The organism is Streptomyces sp. NPDC018019 (assembly GCF_044327805.1).
GTDB lineage: Bacteria > Actinomycetota > Actinomycetes > Streptomycetales > Streptomycetaceae > Streptomyces.
Genome location: NZ_JBIRGD010000003.1, coordinates 309199 through 326222, shown reverse-complemented (window position 1 = coordinate 326222; position 17024 = coordinate 309199). Strand labels below are relative to the sequence as shown.

The window sequence follows — 17024 nt, the reverse complement described above, 5'->3', positions numbered from 1 at the left end:
CAGTGAGTCGTCGGACTGCTTGGGGGCCGGTGCTGTGTGGCTTTGACCTTCAGGTTGCTTGAGACTCGACAATCGCGTGCATGGACGAGAGCGATGAGCTGCTGGGCATCGGGGCGTTCGCGCGGCGGGTGGGCCTGACCCCGAGCGCGCTGCGTTTTTACGACGACTGCGGTGTCCTGCGTCCCGTCAGGGTCGATCCGGCGAGCGGATACCGCTTCTACGGAGCCGAGCAGGAAGGCCGTGCCGTACTGCTGCGCCGGTTGCGAGAGGCGGGGCTGCCGCTGGTTGACGCCAAGGTCGTTCTCGATGGGAATGAAGCGGAGGCCCGGGCGGTGCTCCGCGCGCACCTGGACCGGACGCGACGAACAGCCGATACCGCACGGGTGCTGGTGGAGGGGCTGCTCAGCGACCTGTCGGTGGGAGCGCCGGAGCTGCCCCTGGGGCGGGTCGGCGTCGGAGGCGCGGAGCTGGCCAGCGCGGTACGGCAGGTGGCGCCTGCTGTTGCGATCGCCGAGGTGGCGGACGAGTTCCCCGTCCTCGGTCGTGTGCTGCTCGAACTGGACGAGGGAGAGCTGCGGTTGGTCGCCACCGACCGCTACCGGCTTGCGGCCAGGGTGTTGCGGGCCGGGACGTCGGACGGCGGTCCGTGCCGGATTCTCGTCGATGCCGGGGAACTCGCGGACATGGCGTCCTGGGCGCTGCGCCAGCGGTACGTCGAGGTCGAGGTGGACGGCGACGAGGGTGGGTGGCTGGTCGGCGAGAACGGGGTACGGCGCGCTTTCGCCGGACGGGCGGAAGAGTTTCCCGACTACCGACTGGTGCTGGACGGGCTGGGGGACGTACGACATCGGGTCATCGTGGACCGGGCGGCGCTGCGCGAGGCGTTCGCCGAACGGGAGAAGGGCACCGTGATCTCCGTGCGTCCGGAATCCCAGGAGGTGGCCATCAGCGAGGGCGGAGGCCGCTCCGTCACGGTGAGCGCCGTATGTACGGGGCCGTCGCTGCGCGTGGCCTTCGACCCGGCGGTGCTCGTACCCGCGCTGGATGCGGGAGTGGGGCCTGATGTCCTGCTGGAGATCGCTTCCGCGGCTGAGCCGGTTGTCGTGCGTTCCGCTGACCAAGGCAGTTTCACGACGTTGGTGATGCCGGTGCAGGTGCTTGTTTCACGTGAAACGGCCTGAGGGAAGGCGGGCGATGGATCCGGAGAACCACGTGGTTCAGCTGTGCGTGCGGGGAATGGAGGCCGAAGCGCGGGGCGAGGAGGATGAGGCGCGACGGCTGTTCCTGCGGGCCTGGGAGGACTCGGCCGATGACTACGAGGCGTGCATCGCCGCCCACTACGTGGCCCGGCACCAGACCACGCCACAGGGCACGCTGCGGTGGAACCAGGAGTGTTTGGACCGGGCCGACCGGGTGGGCGACGAGCGCGTACGCGGCTTCTACGCGTCCCTGTACGCGAACATGGGGCGCGCGCACCGCGAGTTGGGCGATACCGCCGCGGCCCACGAGTACTTCGCGCGGGCTGCCGCGCGGGTGCCGGATGTACCCGAAGGGGACTACGGGATGTGGAACCGCTTCGCGATTGCGGAGGGGCTGCGGGAGACGGCTGCCCTGCCGGCGTCCGGTGACGCATCCGGAATCCGGGAGGGAGCGGGGGCGAGGAGCCAGCTGGCGACCACCTTGCTGTCCGACCTGCTGACCCGGCTGTGTGTGCGGAACGAGCTCAAGGCGCTGGGGTTGATTCTGCCCGCGTACCTGGCAGACCTGGGGACCGAGGAGGATCGGGCACGGCTCCGCTCGGCGCTGCACATGGTGCACGCGGCGCGATGGCTCCCGCGGGAGGAACAAGCAATTTTGAGCGAAGCCATCACAGCGATGGGGCAGGGGACCGGCTCTGCAGTGGCCGGGTGAGTCCGGAGAGTCGGTGCCCGCGATCCGTGGGCCCACCTGAGGCTGGTGCCGGGGTGCGGCGCGGCGGGCTCAGTCGTCGCTTGAGGCCAGCTCGCATCGAGGGCGGCGTTCTCCAGGCTCAGCGGAGGCGTAGGCCAACTCGTGGAGGGACTGTTCGGCACGGGCCAGCTGGCTGCTGACCTGTTCCCGTACCTCTTGGAGCTGGGCGATACAGGCATGCAGCTCGGTGAGCTTGCGGCGATACCCCCGGAGGGAAGCGGGGCAGGAGTCACCGGCGGGATGGCCGGCGCGCAGGCACTCCACGAAGGGCCGGGTCTCCTCCAGCCCGAACCCGAAGCGTTGCAGCATCTGGATCTGCTGGAGCAGCCGAAGGTCCGCTTCGCCGTAGGTACGGTGACCGTTCGGCGTGCGCTTGGCTTGCAACAGCCCACGCGCCTCGTCATACCGCGGCGCCCGGGTGGTCGTCCCGGCCCGCTCGGCGAGTTCTCCGATTCGCATCTCCGCCCCCGTCCGGCCCGGTTCGGTACGGGCCGGGCACGCCATACCGATGACCGTAGTGCTGGGAGACCCGGCCACGGGAGTGGGCTCCGGTTCGGCCTCCGCGGCGAGTGTGAGGTTGCAGGGGGCCGGCAGTGTCACAGCGGCACCGCGGTGCTTGTGGAGACCGGTGGCACGTCCGGGGAAACGGTGCGGTTTCGGTGGGGTGGGTGATGGGATGGGGTTCATTCGTGCCGTGATCATTGTTGAGCTGTCGAGGAGTGCCATGAGCGCGCAATCGCCCGACGTATCCCAGGGGCTGGAGCCGGTCGAAGAGGTGGGTGACCCGGAGGGGCGCGGTGCGGAGCAGTTCGAGGCGTTGTTGCCGGAGACGCGGCGGGCGCTGGTGCGGCGGCTGGCGGTCGGCCAGGCGGAGGGCCGCGCGCCATCGATGACGGGAGCGGTCGTGCGGGGTGGGCGGGTGGCCTGGACCGGGGCTCGGGACAGCGCTGCCATGGGCGCGGTCGGTGGAGCGGACGTTCAGTACCGGATCGGGTCGATCACCAAGACGTTCGTCGCGGTGCTGGTGATGCGGCTGCGCGAAGAGGGGCTGCTGACGCTGGATGACCGCCTCGGCGTGCACCTGCCGGACAGCCCGGACCCGGACGTGACGGTTGCCCAACTGCTCTCGCACAGCTCCGGGCTGGCGGCGGAGGCCCAAGGGCCCTGGTGGGAACGGACGTCCGGCACGCTGCGGCAGGCGCCCGGTGATCTCTTCGGAGAAGACCCCCGCCGGCTGCCCGTCGGGCGCCGGTTCCACTATTCCAACCCCGGCTACGCCCTGCTGGGGTTGCTGATCGAGCAGAAGCGGGGCGGACAGTCCTGGGGTGAGGTGCTGCGCCGTGAGGTGCTGGAGCCGCTGGGCATGAGCCGTACGACGCTCCAGCCGCAGGCGCCACACGCCGAGGGCTGGGCGGTGCACCCGTGGGCGGACGTACTGCTGCCGGAACCCGCTGAAGACACCGGGCTGATGGGCCCGGCCGGGCAGCTGTGGTCCACGGTCGAGGACCTGGGACGCTGGGTGGCGTTCCTGGCGCACGGAGACGACCGGGTGCTCGGTGCCGCTCCCCTGGCCGAGATGCGGAGGCCGGCCGTACCACCCGAGGGTGCGGAGTGGGACGCAGGCTTCGGGCTCGGTCTCCAGCTCGTACGGCGGAACGGACGCGTGCTGTTCGGCCACACCGGATCGATGCCGGGCTTCCTGGCCTCCTTGTGGATCGACGCAGCGGAAGATGTCGCCGGCATCGCGCTGGCGAACTGCACGTCGGGCCCGGCCATCAGCACCATCGCCGCCGACCTGACCGGAATCGTCGCGCGCCGGGAGCCCCGCATCCCCGAGCCGTGGCGCCCCCTGTCCGGGCCGTTGGACGAAGAGCTGCTGGCTCTCACCGGCCCTTGGTACTGGGGTGCGCACCCGTACGTGCTGAGACTATGTGCCGATCGGGGCCTGGAGCTCTCGCTGATGTCGGGGCCGGGTGGCCGTGCCTCGCGGTTCCGGGCGGAGCCCGACGGCACCTGGACCGGGCTGGACGGCTACTTCGCGGGCGAGACGCTGAGCGCGGTCCGGGATGAGGGGGACGGCTCGGTGAGCCACCTGGATCTGGGCACCTTCGTCTTCACCCGGGGCCCGTACGCGCCTGCCGGACCGGTGCCGGGGGGCGTCGACGCCGAGGGCTGGCGCGGACGCTGACGGCGGGGTCGGGCCCGCTCCGGCGGTGGGTTTCAGCGCTGAAGCGGCCCCGGCGGGAGCTGGGCAAGCCCATACGGGCGGGGGTGACCACCCCGGACGTACAGTCGAGCCAGATATCAGGAGCCGCCGCACCGCGGCCCGCTACCGCTGGAAGGCCACCGTGACTGACGCGACCGCCGTGAACACGACCTCCGACGCCCCGGACCTGCTCGACCTGCCGCCGCTCACCGCCGGACACTTCGCGCGGATCGAGGACAAGGTCGCGGCGCTGATGCGGACCCGGGCCGATGTGGTGGCCACACAGGGCGAGGCACTGCTCCCGCTGGAGGCGTGCATCCGCTCTGCGGTGAGCCCCGGGAGCACCGCGCTCAACATCGTGACCGGGCCGTACGGCGAGACCTTCGGCGGCTGGCTGCGGTCCTGCGGCGCCCAGGTCATCACGATCAGCGCACCCTTCACGGGCGCGGTGCGCCCGGAGCAGGTGGCCGAGGCCCTGCGGGAGCACCCGGCCATCGACTTCGTGAGCCTGGTGCACGCCGAAGCGGCGACCGGCAACACCAATCCCGTCGCCGAGATCGGGGCCGTCGTACGTGAGCACGGCGCGCTGCTGATGCTCGACGCGGTCGCCTCGGTGGGGGCCGAGCCGCTGCTCACCGACGAGTGGGGCGTGGATCTGTGCGTGATCGGTGGGCAGAAGGCGCTGGCGGGCCCGGCCGGTGTGTCCGCCGTCTCGGTGAGCCCTCGCGCCTGGGAGCGCATCGCGGCCAACGGGCAGGCTCCCCGGCGCTCCTACCTCTCCCTCCTGGACTGGAAGGAGCGCTGGATCGACGGGGGCCGTACCGCGCTGCCGCATGCGCCGGCACAGCTGGAGATGCTGGCACTGGAGCAGGCCGTGGACCGCGTTGACGCCGAGGGGCTCGACGCGGTCATCACCCGGCACCGGGCGGCTGCCGCAGCGGTACGGGCAGGTGTGCGGGCGCTCGGCGCGCTGTCCCCTTACGTCGTCCGGGACGAGGACGCGGCTCCGGCAGCCACGACGCTGCGTGCGCCCGCCGACCTGGACGCCCGCGAGATCATCGCCGCCGCGCTGGATGCGGCAGAGGGGCCGGTCGCGGTGCCCGTGCAGGCTGCCGCGGGCGCACTCGCCAAGGAAATGATCCGGGTGAACCACTACGGACAGGCCGCGGAGCGCGGTGTGGTGCTGGCTTCCGTCGCGGCGTTGGCGGCGGGCCTGCGTGTACTCGGCGTGACGGTGGACGGTGACGGGGCGACTGCGGCGGCCGGCGCTGCCTGGGATGAGGCCATCGAGGGGTGAGCGCCTTGAAGGGCGATTCTCAGGGGATGCAGCGCTCAGGCTGCACCAGGGGCCAGTGGGCCCGATAAGGCCCATCGGGGGTGCTGTTTCACGTGAAACGGGGGAGCGGAAGGGTGCCAGGGGGCTCCTTCGCGCCGCAGGTGAGGCGTAACTCGCGCCTCTGTCAGGTCAGTTGAGCTCTACGACGGCGTCGTAGGCGACCAGTCATGCGTCGGCGGGATGTGCTTCCTGCGTGGCGGCGTCGCAGCCCATCCCCTGTTGGCTGTACCCCGGTGGCAGCCCAGGGCGGGTGGGCGCAGGCTGAGTGGTGAAGACCCGAATGCCGTCCTGTCGCCACTCCGGCCTCCGTCGCCCCCGTCTCAGCCTCTGCCCCGGCTCCTCCATTCATTCCGCTCTCCGCGGTACCGCGCCTTTGTGGATCATGGATTGAGGGTCCCGTAGAATCGGAATGATCAACCCGGTTGGGGCGTACGGAGCGCTCGGCCCGGAAGTCGACGGTTTGCAGGAGGCTCGGAGGTGGCGAGCGAGGTGTCCGCGCCTGCGCGGGCGGACGCGCGGCGTAACAGAGCGCTGGTCTTGCAGGCGGCCCGATCGGCTTTCGAGGAACAGGGGTTGAGTGTCCCGCTCGGAGAGATCGCGCGCCGGGCGGGTGTCGGTGCGGGTACCGTCTATCGCCATTTCCCGTCCAAAGATGCCCTGTTCAGGGCCACGGTCGCCGACCGGGTGCAGCTGTTCACCGACACGGCAGAGGAGTTGGCGGACGCGGCGGACCCCGTCGGAGTCTTTTTCCGGTTCCTTGCGTCGGTGGTGCGGCTGGCGTCACGCAACAAGGCGCTGTGTGATGCGCTGGAAGCGGTTGCCGAGGGTGGTTACGAGCCTTCAGCGCAGGCCGATCGGGAATTCGGCGAGGCCCTGGGCGTACTGCTCGTACGAGCTCAACATGCGGGTGGCGTAAGGAAGGACGTCAGCCTTGACGATGTGCGGGAGCTGCTTGTCGGGTGCCTGGCGATGGAGCAGCGGCGCGCTTCTGCGGGGGCTCCGCAGGGGCGGATGACGGCCCTGATGTGCGACGGGCTGCGCGAGCGCAAGGGCGTGACGAAACTGCCCCGGCAGTTGCCAGGACGTAACGAAAGGGTGTGCGAGGAGTGTGGCGGGCCGGTTCCCGCGGCACGTACCGGGCGGCCTGCTCGGTACTGCGGTGGGGCGTGCCGGCAGAAGGCACACCGGGCCAGGACTCGCGCACGTACGCGTAACGGAAGCCAGCGGAGCGGCTGACGACCGGGGACCGGGTGGCGGCGGTCCGGGACCGCTGAGCGTGCATACCAAGTACGCCCCCACTCCCAAGGGGCGTGAGGGCGTGCAGGCCATGAATCCGCAGGTCAGAGCTGCATCTTGAATCCAAGGTGAGATGCCTCGAAACCAAGGCGCTCGTAGAAGCGGTGCGCGTCGATACGCGTCGCGTCGGAGGTGAGCTGCACCAGCCGGCAGCCGAGCGCGCGCGACTCGTCGACGGCCCACTCGATCAGGCGCGTGCCCAGGCCGCCGCCGCGTTCGTCGGAGTGGATGCGTACCGCCTCGATGATCGAGCGGCTGCTGCCGCGCCGGGACAGCCCCGGCACGACCGTGAGCTGGAGCGTTCCCACCGGGCGGTGATCGCGGACGGCGACGACCAGGTGCTGGTGGGGATCGGCGGCCAGCTGCTTGTACGCGGCGTGGTACGGGGCCAGGTCGTCCGGGGTCTCGCGGGTGGCGCCCAGCGGGTCGTCGGCCAGCATCGCGACGATGGCGGGGATGTCGTCCTCACGTGCCCGGCGGATCTCGATTTCGCTCATGAGCGGGACCCTACGACTCCCCCTCAGGCAGGCGGTGCGAGGGTTTCCACCGCCGTGACGAGGGGGGCCAGTTCGGGGCGCTTTGCGGCGTCCTGGAGGGCTTCGCGCAGTGCCGCGTCGTGCGTCGGCCGTGCCTCTTCGAGCAGCTGGCGGCCCTCGTCGGTGACGTTGGTGTAGATGCCGCGCCGGTCGTCGGGGCACAGGTAGCGGGAGAGCAGGCGGCGCTCTTCCAGCCGGGTGACCAGGCGGGTCGTGGCGCTCTGGCTGAGGACGACCGAGTCCGCGACCTGGTGCATGCGCAGGTGGCCCCCCGGCCCGTCGTGCTGCTCGCTGAGCACGTTCAGTACGGAGAACTCGCGCACGCTCAGGTCGTGCCGGGCCTGCAGCGCGCGCTCGATGTGCGTCTCGATGCGGCCGTGCAGGGCGGAGAGGGCGCACCAGCCCTGGGCGAGGGCCGGGGCGGACCCGGAACCGGTGGGGCAGCCCTGGCCCGGCGTGGCTGTGCCCGTGGCCTCGTCCGCCGTCCGCTGCTGGCGACGCCGCCGGTCCTGCCGCGTCTGCGGCTGCTCAGGCTGCGGCGCCTGCCGGGTCTGCTGCGTCATCCGAGGGACCTCCTTACAGGTCGTACGAACCAGGATAGGACACCGATGAAATAGCCCGCGCTTGCAAGTAACCCGCGTCTGCAATTATTGTCGGCGCTTGTTGAAGCTGGCTGCAATCGTTTGAAGGGATCCGTCATGCCTCTCGCCCTCCTGGCGCTCACCATCGGCGCCTTCGGGATCGGGATGACCGAGTTCGCGGTGATGGGGCTGCTGCCCGACGTGGCCGCGGGCTTCGGCGTCTCCATCCCGCTGGCCGGGTACGCGACCACCCTTTATGCGCTCGGTGTCGTCGCCGGCGCCCCGCTGATGACCGCCCTCGGCACCCGCATGACCCGCAAGCAGATGCTGATGTTGCTGATGGGGCTGTTCGTGGTGGGGAACCTGCTCACCGCAGTGGCGCCGGCCTTCCCGGTGATGCTGGCCGGGCGGATCGTTTCGTCCTTCACCCACGGCGCATTCTTCGGCATCGGATCGCTGGTGGCCGCCGACCTCGTCGCCCCGCACAAGCGGGCCGGCGCCATCTCGATGATGTTCGCGGGCCTGACCGTCGCCAACGTCGTGGGCGTACCGACCGGCACGCTGCTCGCCCAGCAGATCAACTGGCGCGCCACCTTCGTCGCCATCGCCTTCCTGGGCGTGCTCGGGCTGCTCGGCGTCGCCAAGCTGGTGCCGGCGCAGCGCGTCCGGGCCGCCGCGCCGATGGGCCAGGAGATCGCGGTCTTCCGCAACCCGCAGGTCGGGCTCGCGATGCTGATGACCGTCCTCGGTTTCGGCGGCGTCTTCGCGGCCGTCACCTACCTCGCCTCGATGATGACCGAGGTCACCGGCTTCGCGGCATCGTCCGTCATCTGGCTCACGGCCGTCTTCGGGCTGGGCATGGTGGCCGGCAACCTGGTCTCGGGACGGTTCACCGACCGCTACATGATGCCGATGCTGTACGTGTCCCTCGTCGGGCTCGCGCTCTCGCTGGCCGCGTTCGGCCTCGGTGCGCACAACAAGATCGTCGCAACCGTCACCATCGCCCTGATCGGAGCCTTCGGCTTCGCGACCGTACCGCCGTTGCAGAAGCGGATCATGGACCAGGCGTCGGCCGCGCCCACCCTGGCCTCGGTCGGCAACATCGCGGCCTTCAACTTCGGCAATGCGCTGGCCGCCTGGCTCGGTGGCATCGTCATCGCGGCCGGGTTCGGGCTGACCGCGCCGAACTGGGTCGGGGTGGGGATGACCGTCCTGGCGCTGGGCGTCGCGGTCATCGCCGGAGCACTGGAGCGGCGGAGCGGCCGGGACGGTCGGGGCGGCCTGGACGGTTCGGATCGCCGGGACGCGCGGAACGGCCGGGTTGTCGCGTCGGGCGTTGGCAGCGGGGACGGCATTGGGGCGGGCAGTTCCGAAGAGGGCGGTGCGACAGCCGTACGCCGCTGAGCGAGGCGGGGCGCCGGCCGGGCCCCCGACCATCCACGCAGCCCCCGTACTCGCCTGCCGGCCGACCTGACCACCTCACCTGCGCACCTATCAGGACCGGGCCTACAACTCCCCGACCATCCGACAGACCGCTGGGCCGCGCTACCTGGCAACTGCCCGGAACTACGAACGAACACCATCCGTTCCTCTAGGAGAACCACCCGTGAGCACCACCCCCTCCGTCCGTCCCCTCACCACCCACGACGCGGACGCCCTGATCGACGCCGCCCGCCGCGCCGCCGCCGACCTCGGTGTGCGGGGCAGCGTCACCGTCCTGGACGCGGGCGGGCACCTGCTCGGCTTCCGGCGGGATGACACCGCCGTGCTGATCTCGGGCGAGACCAGCACCCGCAAGGCGTACACCGCCCTGCAACTGGACGCGCCGACCGCCGACCTCGTCGACGCCGTACGGCCCGACGGGCTCTTCCACACGCTGCCCACCGCGCTCGACCGCCCGCTGCTGTTCATCGCGGGCGGTGTGCCGGTCCACCGGGACGGGCGCCTGGTCGGCGCCATCGGCGTGGGCGGCGGCGCGCCGGAGCAGGACGACCGCATCGCCCGTACCGCCATTGAGGCGGCGGGGCTCAACTGACGGACGTACTTGGGTGCTTACGTGCCCTCTCGCGTACCTCGGCCGACTGTGCGGCGCGCAGTCGGCCGCCGCGTTTGGTGCGGCCCCACGGCTTGAGCACGGAGATCGCGGTGACGAAGAAGTACGTGACCGTAGCCACGGAAGGGGCGGCGACCATGCTCAGCCCGGTGTCCGGGGTGCCGGCCACGGCGTCGGCCGCGAGCCGGTCGATCCCCGGACGCAGGGAGAAGGCCGTCATCAGTACGGTCGCCAGGGTCAGCCAGAACTTGACGACGACCCATCGGTGGCGGGCCAGGCCCCAGTGCGTCCCCAAGGAGAGGATCAGCCCGCTGACCAGCGTCAGCAGCGCCACGGGGACGAGCAGCCAGTCGCTGAAGATCTTCATGGCGCGGTAGGCGGCCACGGTGGTGTCCGGTGATCCCGAGACATACCCGGTCAGGCTGAGGGTGAGCAGGCCGAGCGTCAGCCCGAGCCAGCCGACGGAGACCGCGACATGGATGACGAGGTGGGCCCGGCGAGCGGGCCGGCTGAGCTGCTTCATGGGCTCCACGGTCGCGCCCGGCGGGCTGCGTGACATCTGACGGCGGGAGTATCCGGTCGTACGCGCGCTTGAGTATGTGGGGGGGGGACGGCTGGGGAGCGTGAGGCGACCGGTATGTGAGAGGCGAACGCCGTCTACGGGGCGGGGGCCGTGCGAGGTCCGGTGCGTGGCCGAGCAGGGGATGGACCGTACACAGCAAGCGCTTGCTGTGACGTGCGGGCCGCAGGAGGCCTGCACGTCCTACGCTCCCCGTATGGGGAAGCTACATCTTTTCGACATGGACGGAACGCTGCTCTACGGTTCGGCAGCCGCCATCGAGATATCCCGGCAACTCGGGCTGGACCGGGAGATCGCCGAGCTGGAACGTGCCTTCGCCGCCCGCGAGGTGACACCGGTGCGCTTCGCGGAGCTGGCGTGCGATCTGTGGTCGGAGCTGACCGAGGAGCTGGTGGCGGCGGCCTTCGAGAGTGCGCCGTGGCTGTCCGGCATCCGGGAGGTCTGGGGCGACATCCGGGCGCGGGGGGAACGGTGCGCGGTGATCTCCTTGTCGCCGGGGTTCTTCGTGGAGCGGCTGACGGGCTGGGGAGCGGACGCCGCACACGGCTCGCGCTGGCCCGCGCTTCCTTTTCGGGATGCGGTGGAACCGGACGGGATACTTTCCGCGTCTGCAAAGGTGAGGATTGCGGATGAACTGTGCGCCGAGTTCGGACTGCAACGGGCCGACTGCGTGGCGTATGGCGATTCCCTGTCCGACGCTGCCCTGTTCGCGGCCGTTCCCGCGTCCGTCGCGGTGAATGCGGACCACCATGTCAGCGGCCTGGCCTCATATGCGTACGAGGGCCGTGACCTGCGTGAGGCATACGCACTGGCGCGGGCCGGTGGGTAATTCCCGGCTGCCCGCGGCCGATTCGTACGCCATGCCCGATGAATTGCGTTCTGTGGGAAGGCTCACGGAAATCGGGCGTGCCGGAGGAAGTGTTTCCGGTTCAGGGGTTGTGTATTCAAGCGCTGCGGGTATGGTCTAGTCCGGTCGAGCGGGAGGAGAGCTTCGGGAGTACGTCAGAAGCCCTCCGGGGTCCGGGTCGTACGGCAGCTGCGGGGTGTGGAGCCCGGCAGCTTAGTGGCAACGCGCTTGTGGTGCCCGGGTTTCCGGCTGTTCGTCCAGTCCGCTGGGCGCGGGTGGCATGTTGCGGATAACGAGATCCGCGCGGTGCCGGAAGGACTGAGGTGTGTCCGCTTTGCAGGGTGTTGCCGGGATAGCTCTGATCGATTAAGAATTCCGGTGGGGCGCGGGGAATTCCGGGCACGTTCCGAACTGCGGAAGTGCGAAGACGATCGTAAGACGTTCGAGGCGAGGCAGACCATGGACGCTCCGACCACCACGTCGGCCGATAACGGCTCTTCTGACGGCAGCAGTGGCGATTGGGGATGGTTCACTCCGTCGAAGAAGGCCGCCGAAGATCATCAGCGGCGTACGGACGACCGGGACGGCGGAAACAGCCCGAGCGGTGAAGGAAGTGGCCACGGTGAGGCGGAGCGTGACGAGCGGGCCGCTGGAAATGGGAGCCGGAGTGCGGAGGTTCCCGGCGGCCATGGCGTTTTTGCGGACCGCTCCGAACCGCACGTCCGTAACGAATCCGGCGTCCAGGACGTGTGGAGCGCGCCCGGCGCGGACGAGCAGCGGGCCGGCGGCTTTCGGGCGCCGAGCGGCCAGGCCGTACGTGACGACGCGGGTGCCCGGTACGACGAGGACCGGGCACAGATACCCAGCCGGCCGGTCAGCTCCATAAGGCCTGTGGGCACGGCAGAGGAACGCGAGCGGGGGACGGAGCAGACGGTTGGTCCCGGGGCCGGGCGCACGACTGAGCCCGGGGTCGGGGACGCACTCGGGCATACGTCTGTCCCCGCCGGTGGACGCGCACCTGGGGACGCCGCCGGACACACGGCTGGCCGTGCATCCGGGCAGGTGACCGGCCACGCACCCGGGCAGGCGGGCGGTCATGGCCCCCGGCACGCGGCCGGGCGCACGGCTGAGCAGACGGCGGGGCCGGGGCAGGCGGGCGAGGGCGTACGGGGTGGGGCTGCGGCGGGGGCTGGGGGCCTTTCTCCCCTTCCCCCCACCCACCCGCCCACCTCCGCCTCCACCACAACATCGGCCCACGCGCCGGTAGGGCCAGGCCAGTCCCCGGCAGGGGCAGCTGTGGCCCGGTCCTCGTCGGCTGGGGCCGTACCGTCGGCCGCCGACGTGCCCACCACGCCCGCCGGTCCCGGCGCAGCCCCTACCGCCGCCCGTACCGCCCCGTCAGTCGGCGGCGGTGCTCAGGCAGGGCGGAGCGACTCGGGTGACGTGGCGCTCATCCGGCGGACTCTGGATGAGATCGAGCCCGTGGCGGACAAGGTCACCTCGTACTTCTACGCGTTGCTGTTCGTGCGCCACCCTGACCTGCGCGCGCTCTTTCCCGCCGCGATGGACGCCCAACGCGACCGGTTGTTCAAGGCGTTGCTCACCTCCGTCAAGAACGTCGAAGACACGGCCTACCTCAACGAGTACCTCTCCCACCTCGGGCGCGGACACCGCAAGTACGGCACCTTGCCCGAGCACTACCCGGCGGTCGGCGAGTGCCTGCTCGCCGCGCTGGCCCGTTACGCTCACACCAGTTGGGCCCCGGAGGCCGAGGCGGCCTGGGTCCGGGCGTACACCAAGATCTCGCAGATCATGATCGACGCGGCTGCCGAGGACGAGCTGGTGGCCCCCGCCTGGTGGCAGGCCGAGGTCGTCTCGCACGAGCTGCGTACACCGGACATAGCCGTCGTGTCCGTCCGGCCCGATCAGCCCTACCCCTTCCTGGCCGGCCAGTACGCCAGTGTGGAAACCCCCTGGTGGCCGCGTGTATGGCGGCACTACTCCTTCGCCGCGGCGCCCCGCTCCGACGGTCTGCTCTCCTTTCACGTGAAAGCCGTACCGGCCGGGTGGGTTTCCAACGCCATGGTTCATCGAGCCCGCCCCGGCGACGTCGTCCGGCTCGGTCCCCCATCCGGTTCCATGACCGTAGACCACACCACTGACAACGGCCTGCTGTGCCTCGGCGGCGGTACCGGCATCGCGCCGATCAAAGCCCTGGTCGAGGACGTGGCCGAGCGGGGGCACCGGCGTCCGATGGAGGTCTTCTACGGCGCCCGCAGCGATCACGACCTCTACGACCTGGACACCATGCTGCGGATGGAGCAGAGCCACCCGTGGCTGTCCGTGCGCACGGTCGTCGATTCCGGCCGGACCGGTGGAACGCGCAACAACCTCAGTGGCCAACTCCCGGACGCGGTGCGTCAGTACGGCCCGTGGAGGGAATATGACGCCTACTTGTCCGGGCCGCCCGGAATGATCCGAAACGGCGTGGACGCATTGGTGGGGGTCGGTATTCCCTCCGACCGCATACGGCACGACTCCGTGGAAGAGCTGGTCGCGGCGGGAGATTGAGCATTGACGACACATGGTGAACACGCCTCGGCGGTACAGGGTGGAAACGGTTTGATGACGTACGGCGAGCTGCGGGCGGCCGAAATCTCGGGGGTGACGAGCGGGGGCGACGGTGGTGCGAAGGGGGCCGTAGGGGCGCCCGGTGTCACAGATGGGCACGGCACTGCCGGGGCACCCGAAGCCTGGGAAGGCTCTGGTGGGGCCGGTGGCTTCGATGAGGCAGGTGGGGCCAGCGCGCCTGGGGGTACATCCGGGGCATACGGGCTGGTCGGGCCGAGCGAGGACGCAGAGCCCGCGGTGGGCGTGCGGGAGGCGCGGCCGGGCAGCGACGGTGAGCACCTGGTGCAGCAGCGGATGGGGACGATCGAACGCGCCGACCGCTTCTATGACGACCAGGTGCTCGACCATCTCAACGCGCGCATGCGGGAGTTCGTGGGCCGCCAGGAGATGTTCTTCCTGGCGACGGCCGACCGGCACGGCGAGTGCGACTCCACGTTCCGGGCCGGGCCGCCCGGGTTCGTCCAGGTTCTGGACGAGCGCACGATCGCGTACCCGGAGTACCGCGGCAACGGCGTCATGGCGTCCATCGGCAACATCTCCGAGAACCCGCACCTCGGCATCCTGATGATCGACTTCACCCGCGACCGCATCGGCCTGCACGTCAACGGCCGGGCGCGGGTCGTCATGGACGACGAGATGCGGGCCCGCCACCCGGACCTGCCCGTTGACCCGGTACCCGGGCGACGTGCCCAGCTGTGGGTCGAGGTCGCGGTTGAGGAAACGTATATTCACTGCGCCAAGCACATCCCGCACCTGCAGAAGGTGCCCCGGCAGGCGAGCGGACCGCGCGCCTGGGGTACGGACGACGCCAAGCGCAAGGGTGGGGACTTCTTCGGCGCGGCGGCGGAGGCGGCTTCCCGGCGGGAGACCGTGGGAGATCCGGAACGCGAGATCGCGGCAGGGCCGGAACGGGAGGCTGTGACAGAGCCGGAACGGGAGGCTGCGGCAGAGCCGGAACGGGAGACCGTACCCGTCCCCGACGTTGCTCCTGCCCGGGAGGTGCGGGCGGAAGTGAAGCGCGAGGTCGAGCGGGTGCTCGCCCGCGCTCAGCACCGGGGGGCGGCGGACGCCGAAGGCAGCGACTTCGGGGGCTGGTTCGGGTAGGACAGGACGGTGTCAGTACAGCTGGGCCGGCACGGCGGCGTCAGTACGGCTGAGCCATACGGTTGCGCCAGTACGGCTGTGCCACCAGGGCTGGGCCCGTACGGCTTGGTGCCAGTACGCCACCGCTTGCCCCCCATGTCACCCGCCAACCGTCCCGCCCCGCCACCGGCTCCCGCCCCGACCCCCATCACCCCAGATCAGGAGCATGCATCGCCCGTACGCCCTCGATGTTGCCGTCGAGGTAGTGGCGCAGGGACAGCGGCACCACCTCGGCCGACGCGATGCCCACCCTGGTGAAGGGCACGCGCACGATCTCGTACTGGCCGCACGGTTCCTCCACCTCGGGACCGTGCCGCAGGGAGGGGTCCATGGACTCCAGCCGGCAGACGAAGAAGTGCTGCACCTTGACCCCGTCCACCCCGCCGTCGCTGATGTGCTCGACGGTGTCCACGAAGACCGGGACGACGTCGGTGACCTTGGCCCCCAGCTCTTCGTGCAGCTCACGGTGGAGGGCGTCCACGACCGTGGCGTCCTCCGGCTCGACGCCGCCGCCGGGAGTGATCCAGTACGGAGCCCGGCCCGGCTTGGTGCGCTTGATCAGGACGATGTCCGCACCGTCGAGCAGGATCGCGCGGGCGGTGCGTTTGACGACTGGCCGTACGGTCATACGGGACAGATGCCGCAGCAGGGGCTCGGTGAAACCACCGTCCCACCAGTCCGCCGAGGCGCGCCCGGGTGGTGTGCGGGGACGCGGCCGGGTACCCGGAGCCCTGGCTTCCAGTCGGCCTCCGGCCGGCTTCCGGTCCGGCCGTAACCCGGACCTGGGCAACCGGCCCCGGCGTCACCACCTCACCGCAGCCCGCAGCAGCCACTCATGCGGGCGCGCGATGTGCGGCAGCGCCAGCGTTCCGGCCCGGGTGGCCAGGAAATACGTGCGCAGGGGCGGTACGGGCGGATCGAGCAGGGCAACGACCTCGCCGCTGTCGAGCGCGTCGGCGCACAGATAGCGGGGCAGCACCGCCAGGCCGGCGCCCGCCGTCACGCACGCCAGTACCGCCCGCAGATCCGAGGCGATGACGGCGGCGGAAGCCGCGGGCGGGGTGTCGAAGATCGCGGTCCAGTACCGGGAGATCAGCGGCAGGCTCTCGTGGACCTCGACGAGCGGTACGGGATCGAGGGCGCGCACCCCCTTGGCCCGGACGACCGCCGGGCCGCCGAGCCGGGCCGCCCAGCGGGGTGCGGCTATCAGGACGTGCTCCTCGTCGCACAGCGGCGTCGCGGTGAGCAGGGCGCCGCGCGGCCGGGTGGTGGTGATCGCGAGATCGTGATGCCCGTCGGCGAGACCGGCCAGCAGCTCCTCCGCGGAGCCGAACGCGGTGCGTACGCACAGGCCCTGGTCTATGAGCGGGGTGAGGGCCGGTAACGCGCGCTGGGAGGTGAACTCCGGCGGTCCGGCGAGATGCAGCGTACGGATGGCGGACTCCTCGTCGAGCCCGGCTTCGGTGATCTCGGTGAGCGCGTCCAAGTGGGGCGCCACCTTGTGGGCGAGTTCCTCGCCGACGGTGGTGGGGGTGACGCCGCGGGCCTTGCGGAGGAAGAGCGGGCGCCCCAACTGCCGCTCAAGGGTGCGTATCTGGCTGGTCACGGCGGGCTGGGAGAGGCCCAGCAGAGCGGCGGCGCGGGTGAAGGAACCCGCTCGGTGCACCGTGACGAACGTGCGTAATAAAGCAAGATCCATGCGTACCTCCCTCCGCTCCGGCACCGCCGGCGCCCGCCAACTATAAATTTGTCGATAGGGCTGTGTCGTCAGCGTGATTGGACACTGACGCTGAGTCAACTAGCCTTGTCTGCACGGTTCGTAGTGCTGCGAACCGGGGCTGGCAGGGTGCCGAGGGGGGATACCC

The 17024-nt window shown here is 70.6% G+C and carries 16 protein-coding genes; 10 read left to right on the top strand and 6 right to left on the bottom strand.

What is annotated here, in order from left to right; all coding sequences use genetic code 11:
• Positions 1–80: 80 nt before the first annotated feature.
• On the top strand, positions 81–1181 hold the full coding sequence (locus ACH4FX_RS07370; RefSeq protein ID WP_398476064.1) for a MerR family transcriptional regulator: 1101 nt from the start codon (positions 81–83) through the stop codon (positions 1179–1181).
• A 13-nt stretch (positions 1182–1194) separates the two neighbouring features.
• Entirely contained in the window at positions 1195–1911 is a 717-nt protein-coding gene (locus tag ACH4FX_RS07365) for a hypothetical protein (RefSeq protein WP_398476063.1), read from the top strand.
• Positions 1912–1980: 69 nt separating this feature from the next.
• Here the strand turns inward: ACH4FX_RS07365 and ACH4FX_RS07360 are convergent, their stop codons facing one another.
• Entirely contained in the window at positions 1981–2409 is a 429-nt protein-coding gene (locus ACH4FX_RS07360) for a MerR family transcriptional regulator (protein ID WP_398476061.1), read from the bottom strand.
• A gap of 361 nt (positions 2410–2770) precedes the next feature.
• Between ACH4FX_RS07360 and ACH4FX_RS07355 the strand changes: the two genes are divergently transcribed.
• The 3 genes from ACH4FX_RS07355 to ACH4FX_RS07345 all read left to right on the top strand — a co-directional run bounded on the left by ACH4FX_RS07355 (position 2771) and on the right by ACH4FX_RS07345 (position 6728).
• Complete coding sequence (locus tag ACH4FX_RS07355; protein WP_398476419.1) at positions 2771–4138, top strand: serine hydrolase domain-containing protein; 1368 nt, start codon at positions 2771–2773, stop codon at positions 4136–4138.
• Positions 4139–4298: 160 nt separating this feature from the next.
• On the top strand, positions 4299–5453 hold the full coding sequence (locus tag ACH4FX_RS07350) for a pyridoxal-phosphate-dependent aminotransferase family protein (protein ID WP_398476059.1): 1155 nt from the start codon (positions 4299–4301) through the stop codon (positions 5451–5453).
• Positions 5454–5969: 516 nt separating this feature from the next.
• The gene (locus tag ACH4FX_RS07345) at positions 5970–6728 is read left to right on the top strand and encodes a TetR/AcrR family transcriptional regulator (RefSeq protein ID WP_398476057.1); all 759 of its coding nucleotides are present in this window, start codon (positions 5970–5972) and stop codon (positions 6726–6728) included.
• Between the two features lie 104 nt (positions 6729–6832).
• Here the strand turns inward: ACH4FX_RS07345 and ACH4FX_RS07340 are convergent, their stop codons facing one another.
• A complete protein-coding gene (locus ACH4FX_RS07340) occupies positions 6833–7285 on the bottom strand; it encodes a GNAT family N-acetyltransferase (protein WP_398476056.1) in 453 nt (150 codons plus the stop codon).
• 23 nt (positions 7286–7308) lie between these two features.
• Entirely contained in the window at positions 7309–7887 is a 579-nt protein-coding gene (locus tag ACH4FX_RS07335; protein ID WP_398476054.1) for a MarR family winged helix-turn-helix transcriptional regulator, read from the bottom strand.
• Between the two features lie 135 nt (positions 7888–8022).
• Here ACH4FX_RS07335 and ACH4FX_RS07330 point away from each other — a divergent pair, with 135 nt between their 5' ends.
• Both ACH4FX_RS07330 and ACH4FX_RS07325 read left to right on the top strand, forming a co-directional pair.
• The gene (locus tag ACH4FX_RS07330) at positions 8023–9309 is read left to right on the top strand and encodes an MFS transporter (RefSeq protein ID WP_398476053.1); all 1287 of its coding nucleotides are present in this window, start codon (positions 8023–8025) and stop codon (positions 9307–9309) included.
• Between the two features lie 202 nt (positions 9310–9511).
• Positions 9512–9940 carry a heme-binding protein gene (locus tag ACH4FX_RS07325; protein ID WP_398476051.1) on the top strand — a complete coding sequence of 143 codons (429 nt, stop codon included), beginning with the start codon at positions 9512–9514 and terminating at the stop codon, positions 9938–9940.
• Here ACH4FX_RS07325 and ACH4FX_RS07320 read toward each other — a convergent pair.
• Positions 9933–10481, bottom strand: coding sequence for a DUF2269 domain-containing protein (locus tag ACH4FX_RS07320; RefSeq protein ID WP_398476049.1), 549 nt, complete (start codon positions 10479–10481; stop codon positions 9933–9935). The two genes, ACH4FX_RS07325 and ACH4FX_RS07320, sit on opposite strands and share 8 nt — an antisense overlap.
• 253 nt (positions 10482–10734) lie before the next feature.
• Between ACH4FX_RS07320 and ACH4FX_RS07315 the strand changes: the two genes are divergently transcribed.
• From ACH4FX_RS07315 to ACH4FX_RS07305, 3 genes are all read left to right on the top strand, one after another.
• Positions 10735–11367 (top strand): HAD family hydrolase, encoded by a 633-nt coding sequence (locus tag ACH4FX_RS07315; protein ID WP_398476047.1) that lies wholly within the window; start codon positions 10735–10737, stop codon positions 11365–11367.
• Positions 11368–12447: 1080 nt separating this feature from the next.
• Positions 12448–13956, top strand: coding sequence for a globin domain-containing protein (locus ACH4FX_RS07310; RefSeq protein WP_398476045.1), 1509 nt, complete (start codon positions 12448–12450; stop codon positions 13954–13956).
• Between the two features lie 354 nt (positions 13957–14310).
• Positions 14311–15120, top strand: coding sequence for a pyridoxamine 5'-phosphate oxidase family protein (locus ACH4FX_RS07305; RefSeq protein WP_398476417.1), 810 nt, complete (start codon positions 14311–14313; stop codon positions 15118–15120).
• Positions 15121–15307: 187 nt separating this feature from the next.
• On the opposite strand, the gene ACH4FX_RS07300 is transcribed toward ACH4FX_RS07305, so the two are convergent.
• Positions 15308–15787 carry an NUDIX domain-containing protein gene (locus tag ACH4FX_RS07300; RefSeq protein WP_030599099.1) on the bottom strand — a complete coding sequence of 160 codons (480 nt, stop codon included), beginning with the start codon at positions 15785–15787 and terminating at the stop codon, positions 15308–15310.
• A 174-nt stretch (positions 15788–15961) separates the two neighbouring features.
• Positions 15962–16858, bottom strand: coding sequence for a LysR family transcriptional regulator (locus ACH4FX_RS07295; RefSeq protein WP_398476042.1), 897 nt, complete (start codon positions 16856–16858; stop codon positions 15962–15964).
• Positions 16859–17024 lie beyond the last annotated feature (166 nt).

What these genes read in the sequence shown, in the direction of transcription:
- ACH4FX_RS07370 (WP_398476064.1), top strand. Translation starts at nt 81, where the DNA reads ATGGACGAGAGCGATGAGCTGCTGGGCATCGGGGCGTTCGCGCGGCGG.
- ACH4FX_RS07365 (WP_398476063.1), top strand. Translation starts at nt 1,195, where the DNA reads ATGGATCCGGAGAACCACGTGGTTCAGCTGTGCGTGCGGGGAATGGAG.
- ACH4FX_RS07360 (WP_398476061.1), bottom strand. Translation starts at nt 2,409, where the DNA reads ATGCGAATCGGAGAACTCGCCGAGCGGGCCGGGACGACCACCCGGGCG.
- ACH4FX_RS07340 (WP_398476056.1), bottom strand. Translation starts at nt 7,285, where the DNA reads ATGAGCGAAATCGAGATCCGCCGGGCACGTGAGGACGACATCCCCGCC.
- ACH4FX_RS07335 (WP_398476054.1), bottom strand. Translation starts at nt 7,887, where the DNA reads ATGACGCAGCAGACCCGGCAGGCGCCGCAGCCTGAGCAGCCGCAGACG.
- ACH4FX_RS07330 (WP_398476053.1), top strand. Translation starts at nt 8,023, where the DNA reads ATGCCTCTCGCCCTCCTGGCGCTCACCATCGGCGCCTTCGGGATCGGG.
- ACH4FX_RS07320 (WP_398476049.1), bottom strand. Translation starts at nt 10,481, where the DNA reads ATGAAGCAGCTCAGCCGGCCCGCTCGCCGGGCCCACCTCGTCATCCAT.
- ACH4FX_RS07315 (WP_398476047.1), top strand. Translation starts at nt 10,735, where the DNA reads ATGGGGAAGCTACATCTTTTCGACATGGACGGAACGCTGCTCTACGGT.
- ACH4FX_RS07305 (WP_398476417.1), top strand. Translation starts at nt 14,311, where the DNA reads ATGGGGACGATCGAACGCGCCGACCGCTTCTATGACGACCAGGTGCTC.
- ACH4FX_RS07300 (WP_030599099.1), bottom strand. Translation starts at nt 15,787, where the DNA reads ATGACCGTACGGCCAGTCGTCAAACGCACCGCCCGCGCGATCCTGCTC.
- ACH4FX_RS07295 (WP_398476042.1), bottom strand. Translation starts at nt 16,858, where the DNA reads ATGGATCTTGCTTTATTACGCACGTTCGTCACGGTGCACCGAGCGGGT.